Source organism: Candidatus Epulonipiscium viviparus (assembly GCF_000171335.1).
In the GTDB taxonomy this organism is placed as follows: Bacteria; Bacillota; Clostridia; order Lachnospirales; family Cellulosilyticaceae; genus Epulonipiscioides; species Epulonipiscioides viviparus.
The window spans coordinates 1-22,987 of sequence record NZ_ABEQ01000052.3 but is presented as its reverse complement, the minus strand read 5'-3'; the positions used below and the strand labels follow the sequence as shown (position 1 = coordinate 22,987).

General features: G+C 35.0%; 14 protein-coding genes. All 14 read left to right on the top strand.

Annotation, left to right across the window (positions count from 1 at the left end):
* The first annotated feature begins 725 nt into the window (after nt 1-725).
* Nucleotides 726-2,120 (top strand): Na+/H+ antiporter NhaC family protein, encoded by a 1,395-nt coding sequence (locus EPU_RS08210; protein WP_029488248.1) that lies wholly within the window; start codon nt 726-728, stop codon nt 2,118-2,120.
* Between the two features lie 188 nt (nt 2,121-2,308).
* The gene (locus EPU_RS08205; protein ID WP_010168313.1) at nt 2,309-5,257 is read left to right on the top strand and encodes a VPS10 domain-containing protein; all 2,949 of its coding nucleotides are present in this window, start codon (nt 2,309-2,311) and stop codon (nt 5,255-5,257) included.
* A 66-nt stretch (nt 5,258-5,323) separates the two neighbouring features.
* The gene (locus tag EPU_RS08200; protein ID WP_029488247.1) at nt 5,324-6,457 is read left to right on the top strand and encodes a cysteine desulfurase family protein; all 1,134 of its coding nucleotides are present in this window, start codon (nt 5,324-5,326) and stop codon (nt 6,455-6,457) included.
* Nucleotides 6,458-6,505: 48 nt separating this feature from the next.
* Nucleotides 6,506-7,687 carry a tRNA uracil 4-sulfurtransferase ThiI gene (gene thiI, locus EPU_RS08195; protein WP_010168310.1) on the top strand — a complete coding sequence of 394 codons (1,182 nt, stop codon included), beginning with the start codon at nt 6,506-6,508 and terminating at the stop codon, nt 7,685-7,687.
* Nucleotides 7,680-8,333 (top strand): O-methyltransferase, encoded by a 654-nt coding sequence (locus EPU_RS08190; protein ID WP_010168308.1) that lies wholly within the window; start codon nt 7,680-7,682, stop codon nt 8,331-8,333. Before thiI ends, EPU_RS08190 begins: the two co-directional genes overlap by 8 nt.
* Before the next feature lie 9 nt (nt 8,334-8,342).
* Nucleotides 8,343-9,578 (top strand): peptidase U32 family protein, encoded by a 1,236-nt coding sequence (locus EPU_RS08185; RefSeq protein ID WP_010168306.1) that lies wholly within the window; start codon nt 8,343-8,345, stop codon nt 9,576-9,578.
* A gap of 81 nt (nt 9,579-9,659) precedes the next feature.
* On the top strand, nt 9,660-12,374 hold the full coding sequence (locus EPU_RS08180; protein WP_010168305.1) for an Ig-like domain-containing protein: 2,715 nt from the start codon (nt 9,660-9,662) through the stop codon (nt 12,372-12,374).
* 171 nt (nt 12,375-12,545) lie between these two features.
* Nucleotides 12,546-13,211 (top strand): aspartate/glutamate racemase family protein, encoded by a 666-nt coding sequence (locus tag EPU_RS08175; RefSeq protein WP_010168304.1) that lies wholly within the window; start codon nt 12,546-12,548, stop codon nt 13,209-13,211.
* 19 nt (nt 13,212-13,230) lie between these two features.
* The gene (locus EPU_RS08170) at nt 13,231-14,064 is read left to right on the top strand and encodes a transketolase (protein WP_010168303.1); all 834 of its coding nucleotides are present in this window, start codon (nt 13,231-13,233) and stop codon (nt 14,062-14,064) included.
* Nucleotides 14,065-15,003, top strand: a complete 939-nt coding sequence (locus tag EPU_RS08165; protein WP_029488246.1) for a transketolase family protein — start codon at nt 14,065-14,067, stop codon at nt 15,001-15,003.
* Between the two features lie 21 nt (nt 15,004-15,024).
* Nucleotides 15,025-15,975 (top strand): D-2-hydroxyacid dehydrogenase, encoded by a 951-nt coding sequence (locus tag EPU_RS08160; RefSeq protein ID WP_010168301.1) that lies wholly within the window; start codon nt 15,025-15,027, stop codon nt 15,973-15,975.
* Nucleotides 15,976-16,153: 178 nt separating this feature from the next.
* Complete coding sequence (locus tag EPU_RS08155) at nt 16,154-19,042, top strand: insulinase family protein (protein WP_010168300.1); 2,889 nt, start codon at nt 16,154-16,156, stop codon at nt 19,040-19,042.
* A gap of 37 nt (nt 19,043-19,079) precedes the next feature.
* Nucleotides 19,080-19,865 carry a M55 family metallopeptidase gene (locus EPU_RS08150; protein ID WP_010168299.1) on the top strand — a complete coding sequence of 262 codons (786 nt, stop codon included), beginning with the start codon at nt 19,080-19,082 and terminating at the stop codon, nt 19,863-19,865.
* A gap of 12 nt (nt 19,866-19,877) precedes the next feature.
* The coding region (gene nifJ / locus EPU_RS08145) for a pyruvate:ferredoxin (flavodoxin) oxidoreductase (protein ID WP_010168298.1) at nt 19,878-22,987 on the top strand (3,110 nt) is incomplete at its 3' end.

Here is a 22,987-nt window from a genome sequence, read left to right as displayed (position 1 = left end):
CTGGAGCAGTAGATTTTTTTTCAATTGTTTTGTCTACCTTTACGCACTAATTGGTTAAATGTAGGCATTCCGGCACCTCCTTGCTTAATATGAGTTAAATTTAGTTTACAAAAATCTGTATATTATGATACATTTCGCACCAAAATGATACATACTAGCCGATTCTATCACCGAGTTTTGCAAATGTCAAGGTAATTTTAGGGATTTTTGAAAAATTATACATTTTAATAACAAACAAGTTATTAAAGAAGCTTTTATTGATTAAATTTGTTTTTTATATTGTTTGTGATTATTCTAATTAGAAATAAAAATTTTATGAAAAAATAGGTATAAGCTATAAAATAGCAAAGTTTGATATACTACTTTTTATATATTATATCAACACATAAATAATAAATTGTGAAAAATAACATTAAAAATATTTAAATATGGAATAGATAAAATGATACTTGATGAACTATTTTGGAGTAGGAAGATATAAAACTAAAATAAATATGTGAAAAATTAAGAAAAACATGCTATTAGAGAATATTAACAGGGGATATTAGTGGTGAACAAGGAGTATAGAAACAAATATTAATGATTTATTTGGTGTCGAAACTGGTTGCTACGGTGATTTTGGTATTATTACCTAAAATTACAWGTTAGTATTTGTTGCATTTTTTTGAATTATATATTAAAATAAAAAACGAAAWTATAATATAAAAAAGTAATGGGGGATTATTATGGATGATAATAAACAGATTAAAAAAAGTAAAGGAAGCTTTAGAGGGCTGATTCCTTTAGTTGTCTTTTTAGTATTGTTTTTTAGTGTAGGAATCATTACTGGTGATTTTAGCAAACTGCCAATTTTAGTAGGTGTGTTGATTGCAACAGCAGTGGCGTTTTGTATTAAAGCAGAAGATAAAGAAAAACGCAGAACATTTGAAGAAAAAATGACAATCTTTTGTAAAGGTGCTGGAGAACATACGYTAGTCCTTATGATCGTTATATTTATTTTAGCAGGAGCGTTTTATGGTGTTGCAGGCTCAATGGGTGCGGTGGATAGTGTCAAAAATATAGGTTTAACAATTTTGCCTGCAAACATGATTTTGCCTGGAATTTTTATGGTTGCTTGTATTCTCAGTTTTTCGATGGGAACATCAATGGGGACAATAGGAGCAGTAATTCCTATTGCTATCGGAATTGCACAAGCAGCGGATATTAATGTAGCGTTAACTTGTGGGGCTGCTGTTGGAGGAGCAATGTTTGGTGATAACCTTTCGTTTATTTCTGATACCACCATTGCGGCAACAAGAACRCAAGGTGTTGCTATGAAGGATAAATTTAAAGCAAATATTTTGATGGTATTGCCTGCAGTAATCGTAAATTTAATTTTGTTAGCATTAGTTCCTGTTGACCCTGCAAAAATCACTGAAGTTCTTGCCGCTACAGCGGGTGATTCTGTTTTTGCAATAGATAATTTAATTAAATTGCTTCCTTATATAGTGGTAATTACACTTTCTTTAATAGGTGTTCATGTTGCTATTTCATTATCAGCTAGTATTGCTGTGGGATTAGTAGTTGGGTGGATTCAAGGAAGCTTTACATTGGTGGAGTCATTTGGTTTGGTTCACATGGGTATCACAAGTATGACGGATACCGCAATGATAGCGATTGTGGTTGGTGGATTAGTAAAATTGATGCAAGATTTGGGTGGTATCGAGTGGTTGTTGCATAAGCTTACTGCAAGAACCAAGACTGCTAAAGGTGGAGAACTTAGCATTGCTGCACTTGTAAGCTTGCTAGATATGGCAACAACAAATAATACCGTGGCAATCATTGCTGCAGGTCCTATTGCTAAAGATATTTCTCAAGAGTATGGAATTGCGCCTCAGAGAGTTGCGAGTATTCTAGATATTTTTGCGGCAGCATTTAGTGGTTTGGTACCTTATGCAAGTCAGTTGCTGGCAGTGCAAGGACTATTGATAGTGGCAGGTTTGAATGATATCGGGGCAACATCAGTAATGTTTTATAATTGGTATGCCTTGTTAATGTTAGTATTTGGAATCATATTTATTTTGTTAGGGTTTCCAAAATTTAAAAAYAAATCTGCAAATGAAGAAAAAGTAGCAGCATAGAAAAATAGAAAAGTTTTGTATAAGGCGCTTTCAATATATGGAGGCGCTTTTTTGTTGYGTAAGTGACATATGTTATTGAAATTTTTTTTGCACAGTTGTATAAAGTAACCAAAATTTGGGTATAACTTAATCAGATATAAGAATACTAATTAAATGAGCAATTAAAAATTCGGTATAGGAGGTATTAAGTGGCAACAGAATATAATTATAAACCATTAAATGAGTATTTTAAGATTATGAATGAAAAAAAAGTAAAATCAGAAGAGTGCGTGACTTGGTATCAATTTGGACCAGGAACTGCTGGTGATACTGAAAATGTATTCATTCATCCTACTGATGCTAATTATGTGTATAATTTTCCTGATATGCAAAACTCGTATATTTCTGTAAATGGAGGAAAAACGTATCAGAGTGTGATAGACTATGATGAATCTGAACGATTTGGTCAACCAGTTAGATTGTATGCGTTAGATTTTTCTAAGCAAGATGAAAATTTTGGAATAGGTGGTGGAATAAATTTTTGGAAGACTACTACTAAAGGAAAAAGTTTTGAAAAACTAGATGGCGGAGTAGAAATGCCTATTAGTGCTATTGCAGTGGATCCTAACGATGATAATATTTGGTATGTTGGATCGGGAAACTTCTGGGGAAGTAAGAAAAATCCAAGAACATATTTACATCCTCACGGAATTAGTCCTAAAAATCCCGGAAAACTTTGGAAATCAATCGATAAGGGTGAAACATTTACGTTGCTTGAAAATATAGGAATTGATACTAAAGCAGAGTTTGGAAAAATATATGTATATCCTGCAAATAGTAATATAATATTAATCAATACAACATATGGATTATATAAAAGCGTCAATGCTGCTAAAAGTTTTGTAAAAYTTGAAAATCTTGAGGATAAAACCGGTGAAGATGCAAATTTAGTGCGTGACTTTGATGTATATTATAATAAAGCAACAGGTGAAAGTGTTATATACGCAATTCGCCAAATACGTTATATTTTGGATGATGAAAATAAGACCGTAATATCTGATGCTGCTATATTAAAGAGTATAAATCTGGGAGAATCGTGGGAAGATGCAACAGGAGACCTTGGAATAAATTTARAAGAAATTGATCGCATCAATAAGGAAATTTTTGCTGCAGAAGAGACCCGTGTTAACCGAGATTTTGTTCCCATTTGGTATTTTAGTCCAGGACGTGCAATGGGTAAATACTTTGCAGGTGTAGAAAAATTTGAAAAACGATATTTTAATTTGCCTCAATTTTATGTACACAACTTTAGTAAAATTGCTATTGATCCTACAAATCCAGAACGAATATATATTATGCATAATGCAGAACATGAAATTTCGATGTTTATTGGTGATGTATGGATGACAGAGAATGATGGGCAAAATTGGATTGCTGCGACAAGAACAGGAACTGGATGGAAGGCTAATAAGAAGTATTGGGATAAACGTAATCAGCCAATTGATGTGAATGTAGAATCGCAACATTATGGAGACATCTATCATGCTCAATTGTATACTAGACAAGGTGCAAGAGATTTGGATATAGATAAAAATGGTAATGTGTATGTGATGTATCGAACATTTATTAAATCAACTGACCATGGCAAAACTTGGAAAAATATTGATTCTATTAGAACTCCTGAAGGTCATTTTGTGGGTCTTGGAAATAGTAATTTACCAGGAAGATATATTGTGACTGATCAAAGAATACAAAATAAGATGTATTTTATTTCCGGAGAAAATAGACTTTTTGTACGAGAAGAAGGCGGAGAAAATTATCTTGAAAATGGTGTTGCAGTCAGAAATATAGTGAACTCACCGGAAAGTGCAGCATGGATTTCTATATCTCCTCATGATATTAATATTATGTATATGTGTATTTTTAGACAAGATCATAATGGAGAATTTTTACGTTCAACAGATGGTGGCGAAAATTGGAGTGTCATTTCTAGAATCTTTGAAATACCAGCAGATAACAGAATTTTTTGGAGGGCATTTATTAAGACTATAATAGTTGATCCTAAAGATCCTAATATAATATATTTTGCAATGTCTGGTGTACCTATAGCCGAACCTGGAGGACCTCAGTTATTAGGAGACTTATATGGAATATGGAAATCTATTGATGGAGGATTTAATTGGTCGCGAGCTAATGAGGGGCTTCCGCATATGCCAAGTGTATTTAATGTTGCATTTGCACCAGGAAACAGTGAAATATTATTTGCAACGTCAACGGCTGGAAGAAAAGTTGAATTAAAATCACCAAATTTAAATACTCTAGATGGATGGACAATAAGTAATATTTCGGATGTTTCCATAGTAACGAATATTTCGAAGAATGCAGCAAGGCTGGCAAATGGAGCAAGCATTTCGCAAAAAATTACAGGACTTCTTCCTAATACAAAATATTGCTTGTCGGCAATTACACGAGTGTGTGCCAATAGTATAGGAATTCTTGCAGTAACAGATGCGGAAATGGTTAATGAAGATGGGATTGCTATGGCAACGGCTGAGTTTGTAAATGAAAGACTCGATACAATGAGTATATTTTTTACTACTGCCGCAAATCAAACATCTGTTATAATAGGAGCTGCTGCAAAAGACGGCGTTGTTCTTGTGGATAATTTTACTTTACGACCAGCGGGAGGATTGTTTAAATCTACTAATAAAGCAAAAACTTGGACTGCTGTAGAGTCATTTCCTGAAGTTGCACAGGCACTTAGAATTGTCAGTGTGGAAAAGACGGGTAAAATGTATGTTACCACAGGAGATTCAGCATCTGAAGCAAAGCTCGGAGGAGTTTGGGTAACGGATGATGAAGGCAAAACGTGGAATAAAATTTTTGAAATGCCGATAGTGATTTCTGTTGCAATAGACCCTCATAATGATAAGCGAATGATGGTAATTGTACGCGATAATTTTTCGAAATATGATTGCTATAATTGTGGAATTTATTTAACCGAAGATGATTGCAAAACTTGGATTAAAATTAATAAAAATATTGGAAATGCAGCGCAAGTGTTTGATGTGTCATTTGACCCACATCCCGATAAAGCCGATATATTATGGGCTACGAGTAGTGGAGGTGGTTTTTATAAAGGCGTTATTAACAGATAACTAAAATAAAATGTAGCTGCTGTAACAATACATTTGACTACTTATAATATAAAAAGGAACGAGACTATGGAAATATATTTAGATRACGCAGCAACAACAAAGCCTATACAAGAATCGATTGATAGAATGGTTTATGTATTAGAAAAGGTTTTTGGAAATCCATCTTCGTTGCATCAAAAAGGGATAGATGCTGAAAAAATCATTAAGGCTGCCGCAGAGTTTTTTGCCGGAAAGCTTGCATGTAATAAAGAAGAGATTATTTTTACATCTGGAGGGACAGAAAGCAATAACTTAGCAATATTGGGAGTTGCAAATGCTTATAAGCGATATGGGAACAAAATTATTACAACAAATATTGAACATAGTTCTGTTAAGGAAACAATGAAATTTTTGTCAAAAAATGGATTCGAAATATATACTCTAAAGGTTGATAACAGAGGATATGTAGATTTGGATGAACTTACTGCAGCGATTGATGAAAATACAATTTTGGTTAGTATAATGCATGTAAATAATGAAATAGGCACGGTTCAAGATATTGCGGCAATTGGAAGTTTAATTAAACGATTGAATAAGAATACATTTTTTCATGTGGATGCAGTTCAGGGATTTGCCAAATATCCTATCTCTGTAAAACAAGCAAAGATTGATTTGCTAAGTGTATCTGCACATAAATTTTATGCACCAAAAGGAGTTGGATTCCTCTATAAAGGTGCAAATGTTAGAGTAAAAAATATAATATTTGGTGGAGGACAACAGAATAATTTGCGATCTGGAACTGAAAATGTGGCTGGAATTGCAGCTATGCAAATTTCTGCAGAAATCATGTTTAAAAAGTATAAAGATTGTCAAGACTCTATGTCAGAAAACAAAAAATATTTTGCAACTAAAATATTAGAAACGATTGAAAATACTAAGGTGAATGGTGATTTAGAAAATGGTGCATTCCATATTTTGAACGTAACTTTTGGAGGTGTTAAGGCAGAAGTGCTATTACATGCGTTAGAAGCAGAGGGAATATTTGTGTCTTCTGGATCTGCCTGCTCATCAAATTCAGTAAAAAAAGAAACCACATTGACTGCTATAGGTGAAAAAGAAGGTGCAATTAGATTTTCATTTGGAGTTGATACTTTAAGAGAAGATTTAGAATATGTATTAAAAGTTTTACAAAAACAAGTAAAAATATTAAAAAGAAATTAAAAAGTAATTTTTGTTGCTGCAGTTGCTTAGGAATAGGATGAATAACTCATGAAAAATGTTTTTTTAATAAAGTATGGTGAACTTGCCATAAAAGGTAAAAATAGGTATATGTTTGAGAACAGACTTTTAGAAACAGTGCGTAAAAATTTAAAAGTTTTGGGAGAATTTAGTGTAAAGAAAGAGCAAGGTAGACTTGTTGCTATACCCAATGATGATGACACAGTTGATGTAGCAATGGTGATCGAGAAATTACAACGAATTTTTGGTATTATTGGTATATGCTATGGAATACGAAAAGATGAATTAACAATGGAAGCGATAAAAGAATTGGCATTGTCTCATATGAAAAAGATATGCGATGAACAAGGATTCGTGACTTTTAAAGTAGAAACAAAACGTGCAGATAAGAGATTTCAACTTAAATCTATGGAAGTTAGCGCAGCAATTGGAGAATTTTTGCTAAATGAATTAGGTGATAGAGTAAAAGTAAATGTGAGAAATCCTCAAATATTGTTGATGGTTGAAATTCGCAACGGTGTTTATGTGTATTCGGCAACTAGTCCTGGAGTTGGCGGAATGCCTTATGGAACCAACGGAAAAGCAACGTTGCTATTGTCTGGAGGTATTGATAGTCCGGTTGCTGGATGGATGATTGCAAAACGAGGTGTAGAAATTAATGCGGTATATTTTCATAGCCCACCTTATACGTCAGAACGAGCTAAAGACAAAGTGATAGAACTTGCAAAGAAGTTGGCAATATATACTGGAGGAATTCGAGTTCATGTTATAAATTTTACTCAAATTCAGTTGGCAATACAAGAGCAATGCCCTATAAATCAGTTGACGATTATAATGAGACGAATTATGATGGAAGTGGCACAGCGCATAGCAGATAAAACGGGTTCTCAGGCGTTGATTACAGGAGAAAGTATTGGTCAGGTAGCAAGCCAGACGTTGCATAGTTTGGTTGTAACTAATGCTGCTGCAGATCGCCCTGTGTTTAGACCTTTGATAGGATTTGATAAACAAGAAATAATTAAGATAGCAGAAAGAATTGACACATTTAACACATCGATTTTACCATATGAAGATTGTTGCACAATATTTGTTCCTGAGCATCCAGAGACTAAGCCTAAACTTGAATATATTATGAAATCTGAAACTAAATTGATAAATATAGAAGAAATGATTACTCAGAGTGTAGAAAGCGTAGAAATTATAGATGTTTAATGAGATTGCACACGATTATATAACGCAATATATTAGAGCATTGGGAAGTGTAAGAACCGGAGTGATGTTGGAAATTGAACAAGAAATTGCAATGGAGAATGCGGGGTATCCAATTATTAAGCCTGAAGTTGCTAGTTTGATTACTGTATTGTTGGCAATGCAAAAACCGGAAAATGTTCTAGAAATTGGGACCAATGTAGGTTATTCTGCAATTCATATGGCAAAATCTTGTGCTGCAAAGATAAAAACTATAGAGAGAAATGAGAAAGTGGCCGCCATTGCAATAAATAATATCAAAAAAGAAGGACTACAAGATAGGATTTTTGTGATTGAAGGAGATGCATTAGATATTTTGCAAACTGTACAAACAGCAAAGTATGATATAGTATTTATGGATTGTGCCAAAGGGCAATATATTAATTTATTAGAAAATTCCATACGAATATTAAAAACTGGAGGAATTTTAATTGCAGACAATGTATTACATGACGGAGTTGTTGCAAAGTCACGCTACAATATAGATAGAAAAAATCGAACAATTCAGAGACGATTGAAGGAATTTTTATGGGCAATAACGCATAACGAAAACTTAATTTCATCAGTTATTCCAATAGGTGATGGAGTTTCGATAAGCTATAAAAAATAGGGAGGTAACATGATTGAATTACTGGCCCCTGCAGGGTCGATGGAAACACTAATAGCTGCAGTAGAATATGGTGCAGATGCCATTTATATGGGTGGAGGATCTTATGGACTGCGTGCAAAGGCAAAGAATTTTACTAATGAAGAAATGGTTACAGCAATAGAATATGCACATGCAAGAGGTGTAAAAGTGTATATCACTGCTAACATTTTTGCGCATAACAGTGATTTTGCACATCTGGAAGACTTTTTTAAATTTATAGAACGAGCAGGTGCGGATGCCATAATTGTAGCAGATCCTGGAGTGTTTAGTGTGGCTAAAAAAACTGTGCCAAATCTTGAAATTCATATATCAACTCAGGCAAATAATACGAATTATCATAGTGCAAATTTTTGGATTGAGCAGGGTGCAAGCAGAATTGTTGTTGCCAGAGAGCTCTCGTTTACAGAGATACGAGAAATTTACGAATACATTCCAAAAGATATACCGATAGAAGCATTTGTACACGGAGCTATGTGTATGGCTTATTCTGGAAGATGTTTGCTGAGTAACTATTTAGCAAAACGAGATGCAAACCATGGAGAGTGTGCGCAGCCATGTCGTTGGAATTATAATGTAGTAGAAGAAAAACGACCGAATGAATATATGCCGGTGGAAGAAGATGAGCGTGGAACTTATATATATAACTCACGAGATTTGTGTATGATTGAATATTTGCCAGAGCTTGTAGCAGCAGGAATACAGAGTTTTAAAATAGAAGGCAGAATGAAAACCCCGTTGTACGTTGCAACGGTTACAAAGGCTTATAGAGAAGCAATTGATATGTATTTAAAATCACCAGAAGAATATGAAAAGAAAAAGGCATATTTTTTAGAGGAAGTGGGAAAAGCTAGTCATCGTGAATTTACAACAGGTTTTTATCATCATAAGACCACAGAAAATGATCAAACGTATACACATAATTCGTATGTTAGAAATTATGAATTTAGTGGTATTTTAGTTGATTTTGATAAGGAAAACAAGATTGCGACGATTGAACAGCGACGAAAATTTTCAATAGGAGATACATTAGAAATTCTCTTGCCAAACGAACCGTTTCGTACATTTACGATTGATACAATGACAGATGAAGACGGTGTAGTAGTGGAATCAGCACCGCATCCACAGCAACATATAAAAGTAAAGTTGGATTTTGATATAACTGCACCAGCGATTTTTAGAAAATTAGATACGATTGAGTATAAATAAAATTATAACAAAGACATTGCAAAAYACTTRAAAATAAAGTAAAATATTGGATATATTTAATGTAAAAGGGAGGCTTTTATAATGAATTTTAAAAAATATTTTAAGGTGTTTGGAGTAATGGCAATGACAGTTATGACTGCATCGACGAATGCAATAGAACTGAAACCAGAAGCAACAGACGCAGAGGTTGCAGCTCACTCGTTTGAATTAATCTCATTTGAAGCTGGTGAACCAGAACTTAAGATTACAACGAGTAAGGGGGCAGCAGGCAATGTATCATATGAATTTTCAGATGAGTATGTAACAGAAGGAGATGTATCGTTAAAAGTACGATATGAAGAAGGTTCTTCTGCAAATGTGGCTATAGCAAGAGCAGATGGTACGACTTGGGATTTTAGTGATGACAGAATGATTTTGGCATATGATGTTACAAACCCAAGTGATGTATCTGGAAGACTGGTAACAACTTTTAAATATAATGGAGGAAGCATATCGTACCAAAATTATGTGCCGGCCAATGCAACGAGAACAGTATATTGTGTATTAAATGAAGATCAATATAATATAGGTGCCGATACGTTGCCATCACCTGTGGGAGACGATGGAATTGTTATAGCAAAAGGATGGGGTGGAAGTAATTTTGATCCTTCGTCAATTTCATCAATTTCGCTTAGATATTCTTTGGACGATGTGGGGTATTACATATTTGACAATTTTAGAGTTGTGAAAAATCCATTACTAAATCCATCTATAACTTATGCAAACATCGTTGATGAATTTGGGCAATATACAAGGGCAGAGTGGGACAATAAAATACATTCTGAGGAAGAATTACTTGCTGCAGCAGAAGCGGAAAGGATTCAAAATGATATTTGGATAGCAGAAAGTCTTGCACGTACGGATCGCTCCCAATATGGTGGATACAAAAATGAGGATTTGAGACAAGAAGCAACGGGACATTTTTATACTACCAAAATTGATGACAAATGGACATTGATCGATCCAGATGGATACCCTTTCTTCTCAACAGGATTCGGAATTGTTCGTAAAAATGGAATGGATACTTGGGTTTCGGGAAGAGAATATATGTATGATTTGCCAGAAAAAACGAGTAAACTTGGAGATCATTATTCAAGACTCAATAATACAATTCAGCCACCAGCTGGGTTTAAATCTGGCGAAGGATATAATCATTATGGAGCAAACCTTGAGCGTAAATTTGGCGATGATTGGCTAAAAGAATGGGCCAATGATGCAGTTCGTAGATTCGAAGCGTGGGGAATCACTTCGATTGGGGCATGGGCAGAGCCGAGTTTATTTTTTGGCAAAGGTTCAGAACATAAAACTCCATATACGGCATTTACCTGGACTACAAATAGTGCAAACGGTACACACGTAAGATTGTACGATACCGTTCCGGATGCGTTTGACCCTGAATTTGCTAAGTCTGCTAGAAAATCGATTATAGATCAAGCAGTTAAATATGGAATTGATGAGGATCCATATTGCTTTGGGTTGTATGTAGATAATGAGTATAAGTGGGGAAATAATATGTCAAATAATCCTCTGGTAAATGCGATATTTGATGATGATGTTGCAAATGCAAAAAGTTATGCGAAGCGTCATTTTGTAGAGGTGCTAGAGGAAAAATATGGTACAATTTCTGCACTTAATGTAGCATGGGGTAGTAAATTAGCTTCATTTGAAGAGTTAGGAAAGCCTTATAAAGGAAAGATTGCGGCAGAAGATGCGGGAATGATAGTAGGATTGCTTGCTGATAAATATTATTCGGTTATAGATGAAATCCTCAATGAATTATTGCCAGGAACKATGTATTTGGGATCTAGAAATACAGAATTTGGAACGCCGATTGAGGTAGTTAAAGCGGCCACAAAGTACGTTGATATATTGAGTTTCAATAATTATAATCCAGATGTTATTCGTGAAAATTTTAAAACGGAAGAATATGATATGCCAATGATGATTGGAGAGTTTAATTTTTCGTCTCAAGATGCTGGAGTTTTTGGAATGAATGGAACTACAGTTCAAACTCAGGAAGAAAGAGCAAAGTCGTATATTAAGTATGTAGAATCTGCATTAACAAGTGGCGATTTTGTAGGTGTGCATTGGTTCCAATATTATGATAAGCCAATTTTGGGACGTTCTTGGGATGGTGAAAACACTAGCACTGGATTTGTAAATGGTACGGACCAACCATATGAAAAGTTAGTAGAAGCATCAAGGTATTTGTATGATACAATGTATGAAACAATGTTTAATCACGTGCCAATGACGACGATTGATATTTTGAACGATAAAATTAATATGAGCGTGGGAACAACAGCACAGCTTGATGTAAAAACGAGCCCTGCAAATTTGCAAGATGATATAAATTATTATACGTCTAATGCTTATGTTGCAAAGGTTGATGACAATGGCGTTGTAACTGCAGTTACAGAGGGAGAGGCAACTATTACCGCTAGAAGTGCCAGTGATTTATTTGTGATTACTTCGGCTAACATTACAGTGGGAGATGATCGAAATCAACGCAATATAGAGTTTGCTGATGTTGCAAAAGAAAGTACTGTTGCTGTTGGAAATACAATAAATCTTGCGGAGTATGCAGAATTTACAAATGTTACAGCAGGGGAAGTTGAATGGAAATCTTCGAAAAAAGCTATAGCAACGGTTTCGAGTAATGGTGTGGTCACTGCACATCAACCTGGCAGAGTTAATATTGTAATAAAAGATAAGAATGGATATGCAACGGATTCTATTAATTTAGTAGTAAAATAGGTCAATTTTAAAGTTTCTGAGTGGATTAACTGCTCAGAAACTTTTTTAGTGAAATTTATTTTTAAAAAGCCTTGCAGAATATACTTTGGTAAATTATACTAATATTTGCAGGTTAATAAATGTGTTAGATACAAATGTTAATACTTAATCAATCAAAAAGGAGTTTGAACAATGGCAAAGAAGCTTTATACAATAAATACAGTGAACAATTTTATGGATATTATTTATACACCTCATATAAAAAAATATGCTGATGAAGTGGGAAATCTCACAGTTTATAATATAATGGATGATAGTTTGTTACGTTCAACATTGGATGATGGTGGTGTATCTCCCGCAACCGCATCGAGAATGTTCAATTACGCTAAGGCGGCAGAAGAGTCTGGTGCGGATGGAATCATTGTTACTTGCACTTCTGTCAATCTGGCTACTAAATGGATTCGACCATTTTTAAATATTCCAATTATAAATATCGAAGAACCAGTTGCAGAAATGGCTGTAGCAGCAGGGAAAAAGATTGGTATCATTGCAACATTGCCTACAAGTCCAGCAGCAATTGAGAGAGTGATTCGTGAAAAAGCAGCTGAGCTGGGTAAAGAGGTAGAAATTGTCATTCGCGTTGCAGATGGTGCCTTCGACGTGCTTTGTGCAGGGGACAGACCTCGCCATGATGCAATGATTAGAGAGCATTTATATAGTTTGGCAGATGAAGTTGATTGTATAGCTTGTGCTCAAATTTCAATGAGTCTTCTTGAGCATGATGAACTGAAAGTGCCGATTTTTAAAATTGGTCGCTCTGGAATGGAAAGAATTGATGAATTGATGAACAAACAATAGAAAAGGAAATATGGTAACAATGGCAGATAAACAATTAGTTGCAAGGTTAAAAGCGCAGGCAAAAACTGTTCGACTAACTTTGTTAGAAATGATTTATAAAGCACAATCTGGACATCCAGGAGGAAGTCTTTCGGCTACTGAATTTATGACAGCATTATATTTTAATGAATTAAAAGTAGATCCCCAAAATCCAAAGTGGGAAGATAGAGATCGTTTTGTGTTGTCAAAAGGACATGTATGCCCAGTGTTATACACTTGTTTAGGTCTGAGAGGATATTTTGATACAGAGATCTTAGGGACTTTACGAAAAGAAGGATCAATTTTGCAAGGACATCCAGATATGAAACGTTGCCCAGGTATCGATATTTCGACTGGTTCATTGGGGCAAGGGATTTCTGTTGCAGTTGGAATGGCTATTGCAGGAAAACGTGATGCAAAAAATTATAGAGTATTCACATTATTAGGTGATGGAGAGACTAACGAAGGGCAGGTTTGGGAGGCAGCACAGACTGCAGCTAAATATCAATTAGATAATCTTGTAGTTATAGTTGATAATAATAATTTACAAAATGACGATAGTTGTGATGTAGTTATGCCAACGTTGGATCTTGCTAAAAAATTTGAAGCATTTGGTTTTGAGACTTTTGCGATAGATGGTCATGATATGAATGCCGTGTTAGATGCTTTTGCAGCTGCCAGAAATAAAAATGGAAAGCCAAAGTGTATAGTGGGCAAGACTGTAAAAGGTAAGGGCGTTTCTTATATGGAAAACGTAGTGATCTGGCATGGAATGGCTCCAAATGATGATGAGTATGCCAAAGCTATTAAAGATATTGAGGAAGGTGTATTCTAAATGGAAAGAACGTATATTGCAACACGAGATGGTTACGGTGACGAAATACTAGAGCTAGGCAGAGAAAACAAGAACATCTATGTAGTAGATTGTGATATAGGAAAGTCTTGCAAAACTGTACCTTTTAGCCAAGATTTGCCAAATCAACATGTCAATGTGGGAATAGCTGAGCAAAATGCTTGTGGAGTTGCAGCAGGGTTAGCTACTACTGGAAAAATTCCATTTGTTACAAGTTATGCTGTGTTTGGATCGATGCGAATGAGCGAACAAATTCGTCAAGAAGTATGTTATCCAAACTTGAATGTTAAAATTGCTTGCTCGCATGGTGGATTTACTCCAGCTAATGATGGTGCAAGTCATCAGGGAATTGAAGATATGGGAATTTTGAGAACGATTCCAAATATGACAGTTTGTATGCCAGCCGATTATTATGCAACGAGAAAATTGGTTCGCGCGGCAGCTGAGTATTATGGACCTGTATATCTAAGATTTACTCGCGATCCTATTCCTGTGATTTATGATGAAAACGCTACTTTTGAATTGGGCAAGGCAAATAAATTGATGGATGGAACTGATATAACGATCATTGGAAATGGGGATGTCCTAAATTTAGCTTATGCTGCGGCAAAATTATTGGCAGCGGARGGTGTGAGTGTMGCTTTATTTGATATGCATACGATTAAGCCATTGGATGTTGCGGTTGTTAAGGAAGCAATAGAGGTTACCGGAAAAATTGTAACTGTAGAGGATCATAACATTTTGAATGCTTTGGGAAGCGCGGTCTGTGAAGTTGTTGCAGAAGCAGGAGCTGGAATTGTGAGACGGATAGGAATACAGGATCAATTTGGAGAGTCTGCACCATATGAAAGTTTGCTAAAGAAAAATGGAATTACTGTAGAAAATATTGTTGCAGTGAGCAAAGAACTGCTAGCCATGTAGATTGTGAAGAAAGGAATTATTATGAAAATAGTAGTTTTAGATGGGTTTACACTGAATCCAGGAGATTTGAGCTGGAAAGAGTTAACGAATATTGCACCAACAACGATTTACGATAAGACAGAAGATGTAGACATTGTGAGTAGAATTGGTGACGCAGACATTGTATTTACAAATAAAACTCCAATTACTAAAGAAACAATTGAGAAGACAAATATTAAGTGGATTGGAGTATTGGCAACGGGATATAACGTGGTTGATATTGATGCGGCATCAGAAATTCCCGTTTGTAATGTTCCGACTTACGGAAATGATGCAGTAGGACAGTTTGCAATTGCGTTATTGCTAGAGTTATGTCATCATATAGGGCACCATAATTATCGTGTTAGACATGAGAATGCATGGCAAAAATGCGGCAACTTCTGTTTTTGGGATTATCCGTTAATAGAGCTTGCGGGAAAAACAATTGGTATTATTGGGCTTGGCAGAAATGGTCAGGTGACTGCAAAAGTTGCAAAGGCATTGGGAATGAACGTAATAGCGTATGACAAATTTGTGAATATGGAACTAGAAAAAGAGGGATACAAATATGTATCAGAAGATGAATTGTTCAAACAAGCAGATGTTATTAGTCTACACTGTCCATTGTTTCCAGAGAATACTGGCATAATTTGCAAAGAGAATATAGCCAAAATGAAAGATGGAGTAATGATTATTAATACGGCGCGTGGAAGATTAGTAAACGAGCAAGACTTAGCCGAAGCATTAAATAATGGAAAAGTGGCAGGTGCGGGGCTTGATGTTGTTTCTACAGAGCCGATAGCAGATGATAATCCATTACTTACTGCACAAAATTGCATTCTAACGCCTCATATTGCGTGGGCACCTAAAGAATCTAGAGGTCGCCTATTAGATATTGCAGTAAATAATTTAAAGGAATTTTTAAAAGGAAATATTATAAATCGAGTAAATTAAAGATACAGAAGCGTAAAAACGAACTATCTCCAGCAACAGTGATCTTACAATAATTTTGAATCACTGCTTCTGGAGTTTTTTGRCTGCTTTATGATGGTATAATAGAGAATTCGAATAATAAAATTCTTATAGACAAAATAAAGTATAGGACTTATAATACGAAAAAGGAGGTAATGATATGATAAATGGATTTACACAAGTTTCGTGTGATTTTGTGAGAGAAATTGATGCGAAAGTATACCAGTTTGTTCATAACAAAACAAATGCAAAAATTTTATATTTTAATAATGATGATTTACACAAAACATTTGGAATAGGATTTAGAACGCCTACTTCAGATAGTACAGGTGTACCGCATATTATGGAGCATTCAGTTCTTTGTGGCTCGCGAAAATTTGACATTAAAGATCCGTTTGTGGAGCTTGCAAAGGGTTCGTTAAACACGTATTTAAATGCTATGACATATCCTGATAAAACTTTATATCCTGTTTCTAGTGAAAACGATAAAGACTTTCATAATTTGATGGAAGTATATCTAGATGCAGTTTTTTTTCCGAACATTTATAAAAATGAATTTTTATTGATGCAGGAAGGTTCTAGAATTGAGTTGGCAGAGCTAGAAGGTGAGCTTGAGTATAAAGGTGTTGTATATAATGAAATGAAAGGGGCTTTTTCATCTCCAGAAGAAGTGCTGTTTAGAAAAGTTAAAGAGTCTCTGTTTAAGGATACTCAATATAGATATGAATCGGGTGGCTGTCCAGATAAAATTGTAGATTTAACATATGAAGATTATATTGATTATCACAAAAAATATTATCATCCTTCTAATTGCTATATCGGGCTGTATGGAAAAATGGATATTGAAGAAGTTTTGGAATTTATTGACAAAGACTATTTGAGTCATTTTGATTATCAGGTAATTGATTCAAAAATTTTAACACAGGTACCATATAATAATATTATAACAGAAAAATTTCCGTATTCTGTGAACCAAAAAAAAGGTGATCAGCTATATTTGTCTCTCAATTTTGCAATGGGAGAAGCTACAGATAGGCTTTTTACGCTTTCTATGAGTATTTTAGAGCATATTTTGCTGGATACTTCTGCTTCTCCGCTCAGAAAAGCGCTGATAAAAGCAGAAATTGCAGAGGATGTATTTGGAGTATTTCAATCGCATATAAAACAACCAATTTTTAGTATTATTGCCAAAAACGCAGACAGTACTAAGGAAAATCAATTTTATCAAATCATTTATGAAACACTTAAAAAGCTTGTAGCAGAAGGGATAGATGATAATTTAGTATTGGGAGCTATTCAGGTTAAAGAATTTTCTATGCGTGAAGGAGAATCTAGAGGATATTCTAAAGGGTTACATTATTTTGTTGCTAGCATGAAAGGGCTTATTTATGATGATGATCCACTTGAGCAATTAAAATATGAAAAAGCATTAATGTATATAAAAAATTCAATTGCAGATGGATACTTTGAAAGCCTAATCCAAAAGTATTTCTTGGATAACACTCATGGATCACAGGTGATACTATATCCAGAAGAAGGTCTTAGTGAACGTGAAGATGAAAATATTAAGAAAAAATTACGAAAAATAAAAGCTGATATGTCTGATGCAGAACTAAAAATGCTTGTTGAGAAAACTAAAGCATTTAAAGAGTTTCAGAGTGCTCCAGATAAACCTGAAGAAGTTGCAAAAATTCCGCTTTTATCAAAAGATGAGCTTTCAAAAAATGTTATTTTTCCAAGATATGATGTAATAAGTAAGGACAGCAAAGAATATATTATATCTAAACTAAAAACTAATAAAATTTGTTATTTGAGTTTCTATATAAATCTGGAAGGTATTGAAGATGAATTGATACCATATATGGGTATTTTGACTGCAATGCTAGGAAAGCTTGATACTGTTAATTATTCATATGAAGATTTGTCATCGAATATCAATATGTATCTTGGAAATATGGATTATAATATTCAAGGTATAGCAAATATAAAAACTGAGGGTGAAGATGAGCGATATTTTATTGTAAAATCTAAGGCACTGACTGAATATATTGATAAACAATTACATTTATTTGATGAAATTATTACGAAAACTAAATTTGATGATACGGTAAGAGTGCTAGAACTTTTGAAGGAACTGCGATCAATGATGCAGATGTTTTTATCGAGTGAAGGACATAAGGTGGCCATTACAAGGTTGCTTTCTAACTTTACTGCCTTAGGAAGTTTTGAAGAGGAAAGTAAGGGATTAGTTTTTTATCATGTAGTTGAAGAAATCGTTGATAATTGGAGTAATAAGAAAGAAACTTTTGTAAATAATTTAAGAAAAGCCTATCAAAAATTGTGTACTTGCGATAGAATACAGGTTGGTATAACAGTTGATAACGAAAATGAAATTTTGGATAAAGTGCATGAAGTGGTGATGGCATTGCCTGATAATAGTGTTGACAATGTGTCTGCAAGTTTCAAAGATACAGAGGTTAAGGAAGCTATTGTTTCTTCAGGAAATGTTAATTATGTGGCAATGGGATATAATTTTAAGGATTTGGGATATTCATATAGCGGAAGCTTGCAACTATTAAAATCAGTATTGTCGATGGATTATTTATGGACTAATGTGCGTGTTAAAAATGGAGCTTATGGCTGTTTTTGTGATTTTAGAAGATCTGGAAATGTGTATTTTACATCATATCGCGATCCTAATATTAAGGAAACGTTAGATGTGTATCGTGAAATTGCTAATTATGTAAAAAATCTAAATTTAAGCGACAGAGAATTGCTACAATATTTGATCGGAACTATTAGTGCCCAAGATTTTCCATTTACTGCCTATACTGAGGGCTCAACAGCGCAGATATATTATTTTGCACATGTTACGAAAGAAATTTTACAAAAATCGCGTGATGAATTATTTGAAACTACTAACGAAACATTACAAGGATTTTCAGAGTTGCTTCAAGCGGTTATTGATAAAAATCAATATTGTGTATTTGGTAACGCAATAAGTATAGACCAGAATAAACAATTATTTACTACTATTACCGAAATATAGAATGTTGTTATGAAACAATTGTGAAATGAGGAGTTTAATGAAAATTTATATTAGTGCTGATATAGAAGGTATTTCTAGTATATCAACTTGGCAAGAGTCTGATATGAAGGCTCCTTCAGAAGCATGTGCTAGAATGACCAGAGAGGTTTGCGCAGCATGTGAGGCTGCCATTGAAATGGGTGCTACTGAAGTTTTAGTAAAAGATGCTCATGGATATGGCAAAAATATATGCCATGAAGATTTGCCAACTCAGGTGAAATTGATGTCTGGATGGGCAAATCATCCGTATAATATGGTTGAAGGAATAGATGAAAGTTATGAAGGGGTAGTGTTCTTAGGATATCATTCTGCAGCTAGTACCCCGGACTCACCCTTATCACATACACTAGATACAAGGCTTGCTAAGGTAACATTAAATGGTGAAATTGCAAGTGAATTTTTAATTTATCATACCTTGACAAATAGTCTGAATGTTCCTACCTTATTGGTAACTGGAGACGGAGGAATAGTTCGCGAAGTATCCGAACTTGATCCTAATATAGAAGCGGTTGCAGTAAAAGAAGGATTTGCTGGAGCAATGATTAGCAATCACCCAGCAATGGCTTGTAAGGAAATTAAAGAGGCTTTGAAAAGAGGAATTTCAAAAAGAGATTCTATTGAGATGCCTATGATAGATGAGTTTACGCTAGAAGTTACATTTAAGGAGCACAAAGAAGCTTATAAATATAGTTTTTTTCCTCATGCAACACAAGTCAACTCGCATACTATAAAAATTCAATCAGAAAATTATCAGGATATATTAACATTTTTATTATTTATTTAAGGAGTGAAAATGATGGCAAAATCAAAAATTACGATGGATGGAAATACAGCGGCCGCATATGCCGCATATGCGTTTACGGATGTCGCGACAATCTATCCGATAACTCCGTCAAGCACTATGGCAGAGGTCATGGATGAGTGGAGTGCCAATGGTAAAAAGAATATTTTTGGCCAACGTGTTAGTGTAGTAGAAATGCAATCTGAAGCTGGTGCGGCGGGAGCATTTCATGGCTCGTTGCAAGGAGGCGCGTTAACTAGCACTTTTACTGCATCACAAGGGCTGCTGCTTATGATTCCGAATATGTATAAAATTGCCGGTGAGCTTCTTCCCGGAGTATTTCACGTGAGTGCAAGAGCACTGGCAGCGCAAGCATTATCAATATTTGGTGATCACCAAGATGTTATGGCGGCAAGACAAACAGGYTGCGCCTTGATTGCATCGGGGTCTGTTCAGGAAGTTGCCGATCTTGCACCAGTAGCACATTTGGTAGCGATAAAAGGAAGTTTGCCAGTAATTCATTTCTTTGATGGATTTAGAACTTCACATGAAATTCAGAAGGTAGAGGTGCTTGATTATTCTGATTATGAAGAAATGTTGGATAAAGATGCACTGGCTAGATTTAGAGAAAAAGCACTTTCTCCAGAGCACCCTGTAACAAGAGGAACTGCTCAAAATCCTGATATTTATTTTCAAACTAAGGAAGCTTCAAACAAATACTACATTAAACTGATAGATTATTTCGAAGAATATCTTCATAAAATTAGTGAAAAAGTAGGTAGAAATTACAAGTTATTTAATTATCATGGTGCGGCAGATGCAACAGATATATTGATTGCGATGGGATCTGTAACAGAGACGATTGATGAAACTGTAGATAAATTGAATGCAGAAGGGCAAAAGGTTGGAGTTGTAAAAGTACATTTATTTAGACCATTTAGCACTAAGCATTTGTTGGAAGCGATTCCGCAAACTGTTGAAAGAATTTGCGTATTGGACAGAACTAAAGAACCTGGCGCAGCAGGAGAGCCACTTTATCTCGATGTTAGAAATGCTTTCTTTGATAGCGATAGAAAAGTAAAAATAATTGGTGGACGTTATGGATTGGGATCAAAAGATACTACCCCAAAACATATTAAAGCAGTATTCAATAACTTAGCAGGAAAGCAGATGAATGGATTTACAGTTGCAATCGATGATGATGTTACGCATCTTTCTATTCCGATAGATGAACAATTTAGTATTGCTCACCCGGGGACTGTACGCTGTAAATTCTGGGGATTAGGTTCTGACGGTACTGTTGGTGCAAATAAGCAGGCGATTAAAATTATTGGTGAAACCACGGATAAATACGTTCAGGCATATTTTGCGTATGACTCTAAAAAATCTGGTGGCATAACTGTTTCGCATCTTAGATTTGGGGATACGCCAATACGTTCGACATATCTAATTGATGAAGCGGACTATATTGCATGTCATAATCAGTCTTATGTAGAAGAATACGATGTTTTAAAAGGACTTAAAAAAGGCGGAACTTTTGTATTGAACTGTGTTTGGGAGCCAGAAGATGTTGAAAATCATATTTCAGCCAAAATGAAAAAATATATTGTGGAAAATGATATCAACTTCTATATAGTTAATGCGACAAAAATTGGAGAAGAAACTGGTCTTGGTAAACGTATTAATATGGTTATGCAAACTATTTTCTTTAAATTAGCGAATATTATTCCATTTGAAGAAGCGCGAGAAGAGCTTAGACATTCTGTAGAAAAAGCGTATGGCAAAAAGGGTGAAAAGATTGTTGCCATGAATTTTGAAGCAATTGATATGAGTGTAAGCGCACTTGTAAAAATGGATATTCCAGATAATTGGAAAAACTCTGTAGATGCTGAACAAAGCCACGATCAAGTACCTGATTTTATTAAAAATGTTGTATTTCCTATGAATGCTCAGGAGGGAGATAATCTGCCAATTAGCATATTTAATGGGTACGAAGATGGAACTTTCCCTTGTGGAACGGCCGCATATGAAAAGCGAGGTATTGCGATTGATGTACCAGAATGGAATGTAAATAACTGTATCCAGTGTAATCAGTGTGCATTCATTTGCCCGCATGCTTGTATTAGGCCAGTATTAGTAAATGCAGATGAAAAAGCTGCCGCTCCTGAAACTTTTGAGACCAAAAAAGCAATTGGCAAAGTATTTGAAGGACTGGAATATAGAATACAAGTGAGCCCATTGGATTGTACGGGGTGTTCAAACTGCGTAGATATTTGTCCGTCTAAAAATAAGGCATTGGCAATGAAGCATATTGGAGATTTGGTTGAGAAAGAAAATATAAATTGGGAGTATGCGGCAAAGAGCGTATCATATAAAGGTGATCTGGTTGAAGGTAAAACTGTGAAGGATAGTCAGTTCAAAACTCCTTTAATCGAATTTTCTGGTGCGTGTGCAGGATGCGGTGAAACTCCGTACATTAAACTTGTRACTCAATTATTTGGAGACCGAATGGTTATTGCAAATGCAACAGGATGTTCTTCGATTTGGGGAGGCTCTGCACCAGCAACTCCTTATACTACTAATCATGAAGGCAAAGGACCAGCATGGGCAAACTCATTATTTGAAGACAATGCGGAATATGGATATGGGATGGCTCTTGCAGATAAGCAACTACGAAATAAGCTAGAAGATGACATGCAAGCTTTGATACTAATGGATATCGATCAATCTGCTAAAGAGGCATTTTCAAACTGGATTGCTAATAAAAATAACAGTGCAGGTTCGAGAGATGCGGTAGCAAAAGTATTGAAAGCGCTTGAAGGCAATTTTGGTGGAGATGCAAAAGTATTGGTAGAAAATATTAAGGAGCGCAAAGATCATTTGGTTAAACGTTCTCAATGGATTCTTGGTGGAGACGGTTGGGCATACGACATTGGATATGGTGGACTCGATCATGTTATGGCTTCTGGTGAAAATGTAAACGTGCTTGTATTTGATACAGAGATTTATTCTAATACTGGAGGTCAATCTTCTAAGGCTACTCCAGCTGCAGCGATTGCCAAGTTTGCAGCGTCTGGTAAAAAAACTGGCAAGAAAAATCTGGGAATGATGATGATGAGCTATGG

Coding starts and splice junctions, on each gene's coding strand:
- EPU_RS08170 (WP_010168303.1), top strand. CDS start 13,231: ATGGCAGATAAACAATTAGTTGCAAGGTTAAAAGCGCAGGCAAAAACT.
- EPU_RS08160 (WP_010168301.1), top strand. CDS start 15,025: ATGAAAATAGTAGTTTTAGATGGGTTTACACTGAATCCAGGAGATTTG.
- EPU_RS08185 (WP_010168306.1), top strand. CDS start 8,343: ATGATTGAATTACTGGCCCCTGCAGGGTCGATGGAAACACTAATAGCT.
- EPU_RS08150 (WP_010168299.1), top strand. CDS start 19,080: ATGAAAATTTATATTAGTGCTGATATAGAAGGTATTTCTAGTATATCA.
- EPU_RS08175 (WP_010168304.1), top strand. CDS start 12,546: ATGGCAAAGAAGCTTTATACAATAAATACAGTGAACAATTTTATGGAT.
- EPU_RS08190 (WP_010168308.1), top strand. CDS start 7,680: ATGTTTAATGAGATTGCACACGATTATATAACGCAATATATTAGAGCA.
- thiI (WP_010168310.1), top strand. CDS start 6,506: ATGAAAAATGTTTTTTTAATAAAGTATGGTGAACTTGCCATAAAAGGT.
- EPU_RS08155 (WP_010168300.1), top strand. CDS start 16,154: ATGATAAATGGATTTACACAAGTTTCGTGTGATTTTGTGAGAGAAATT.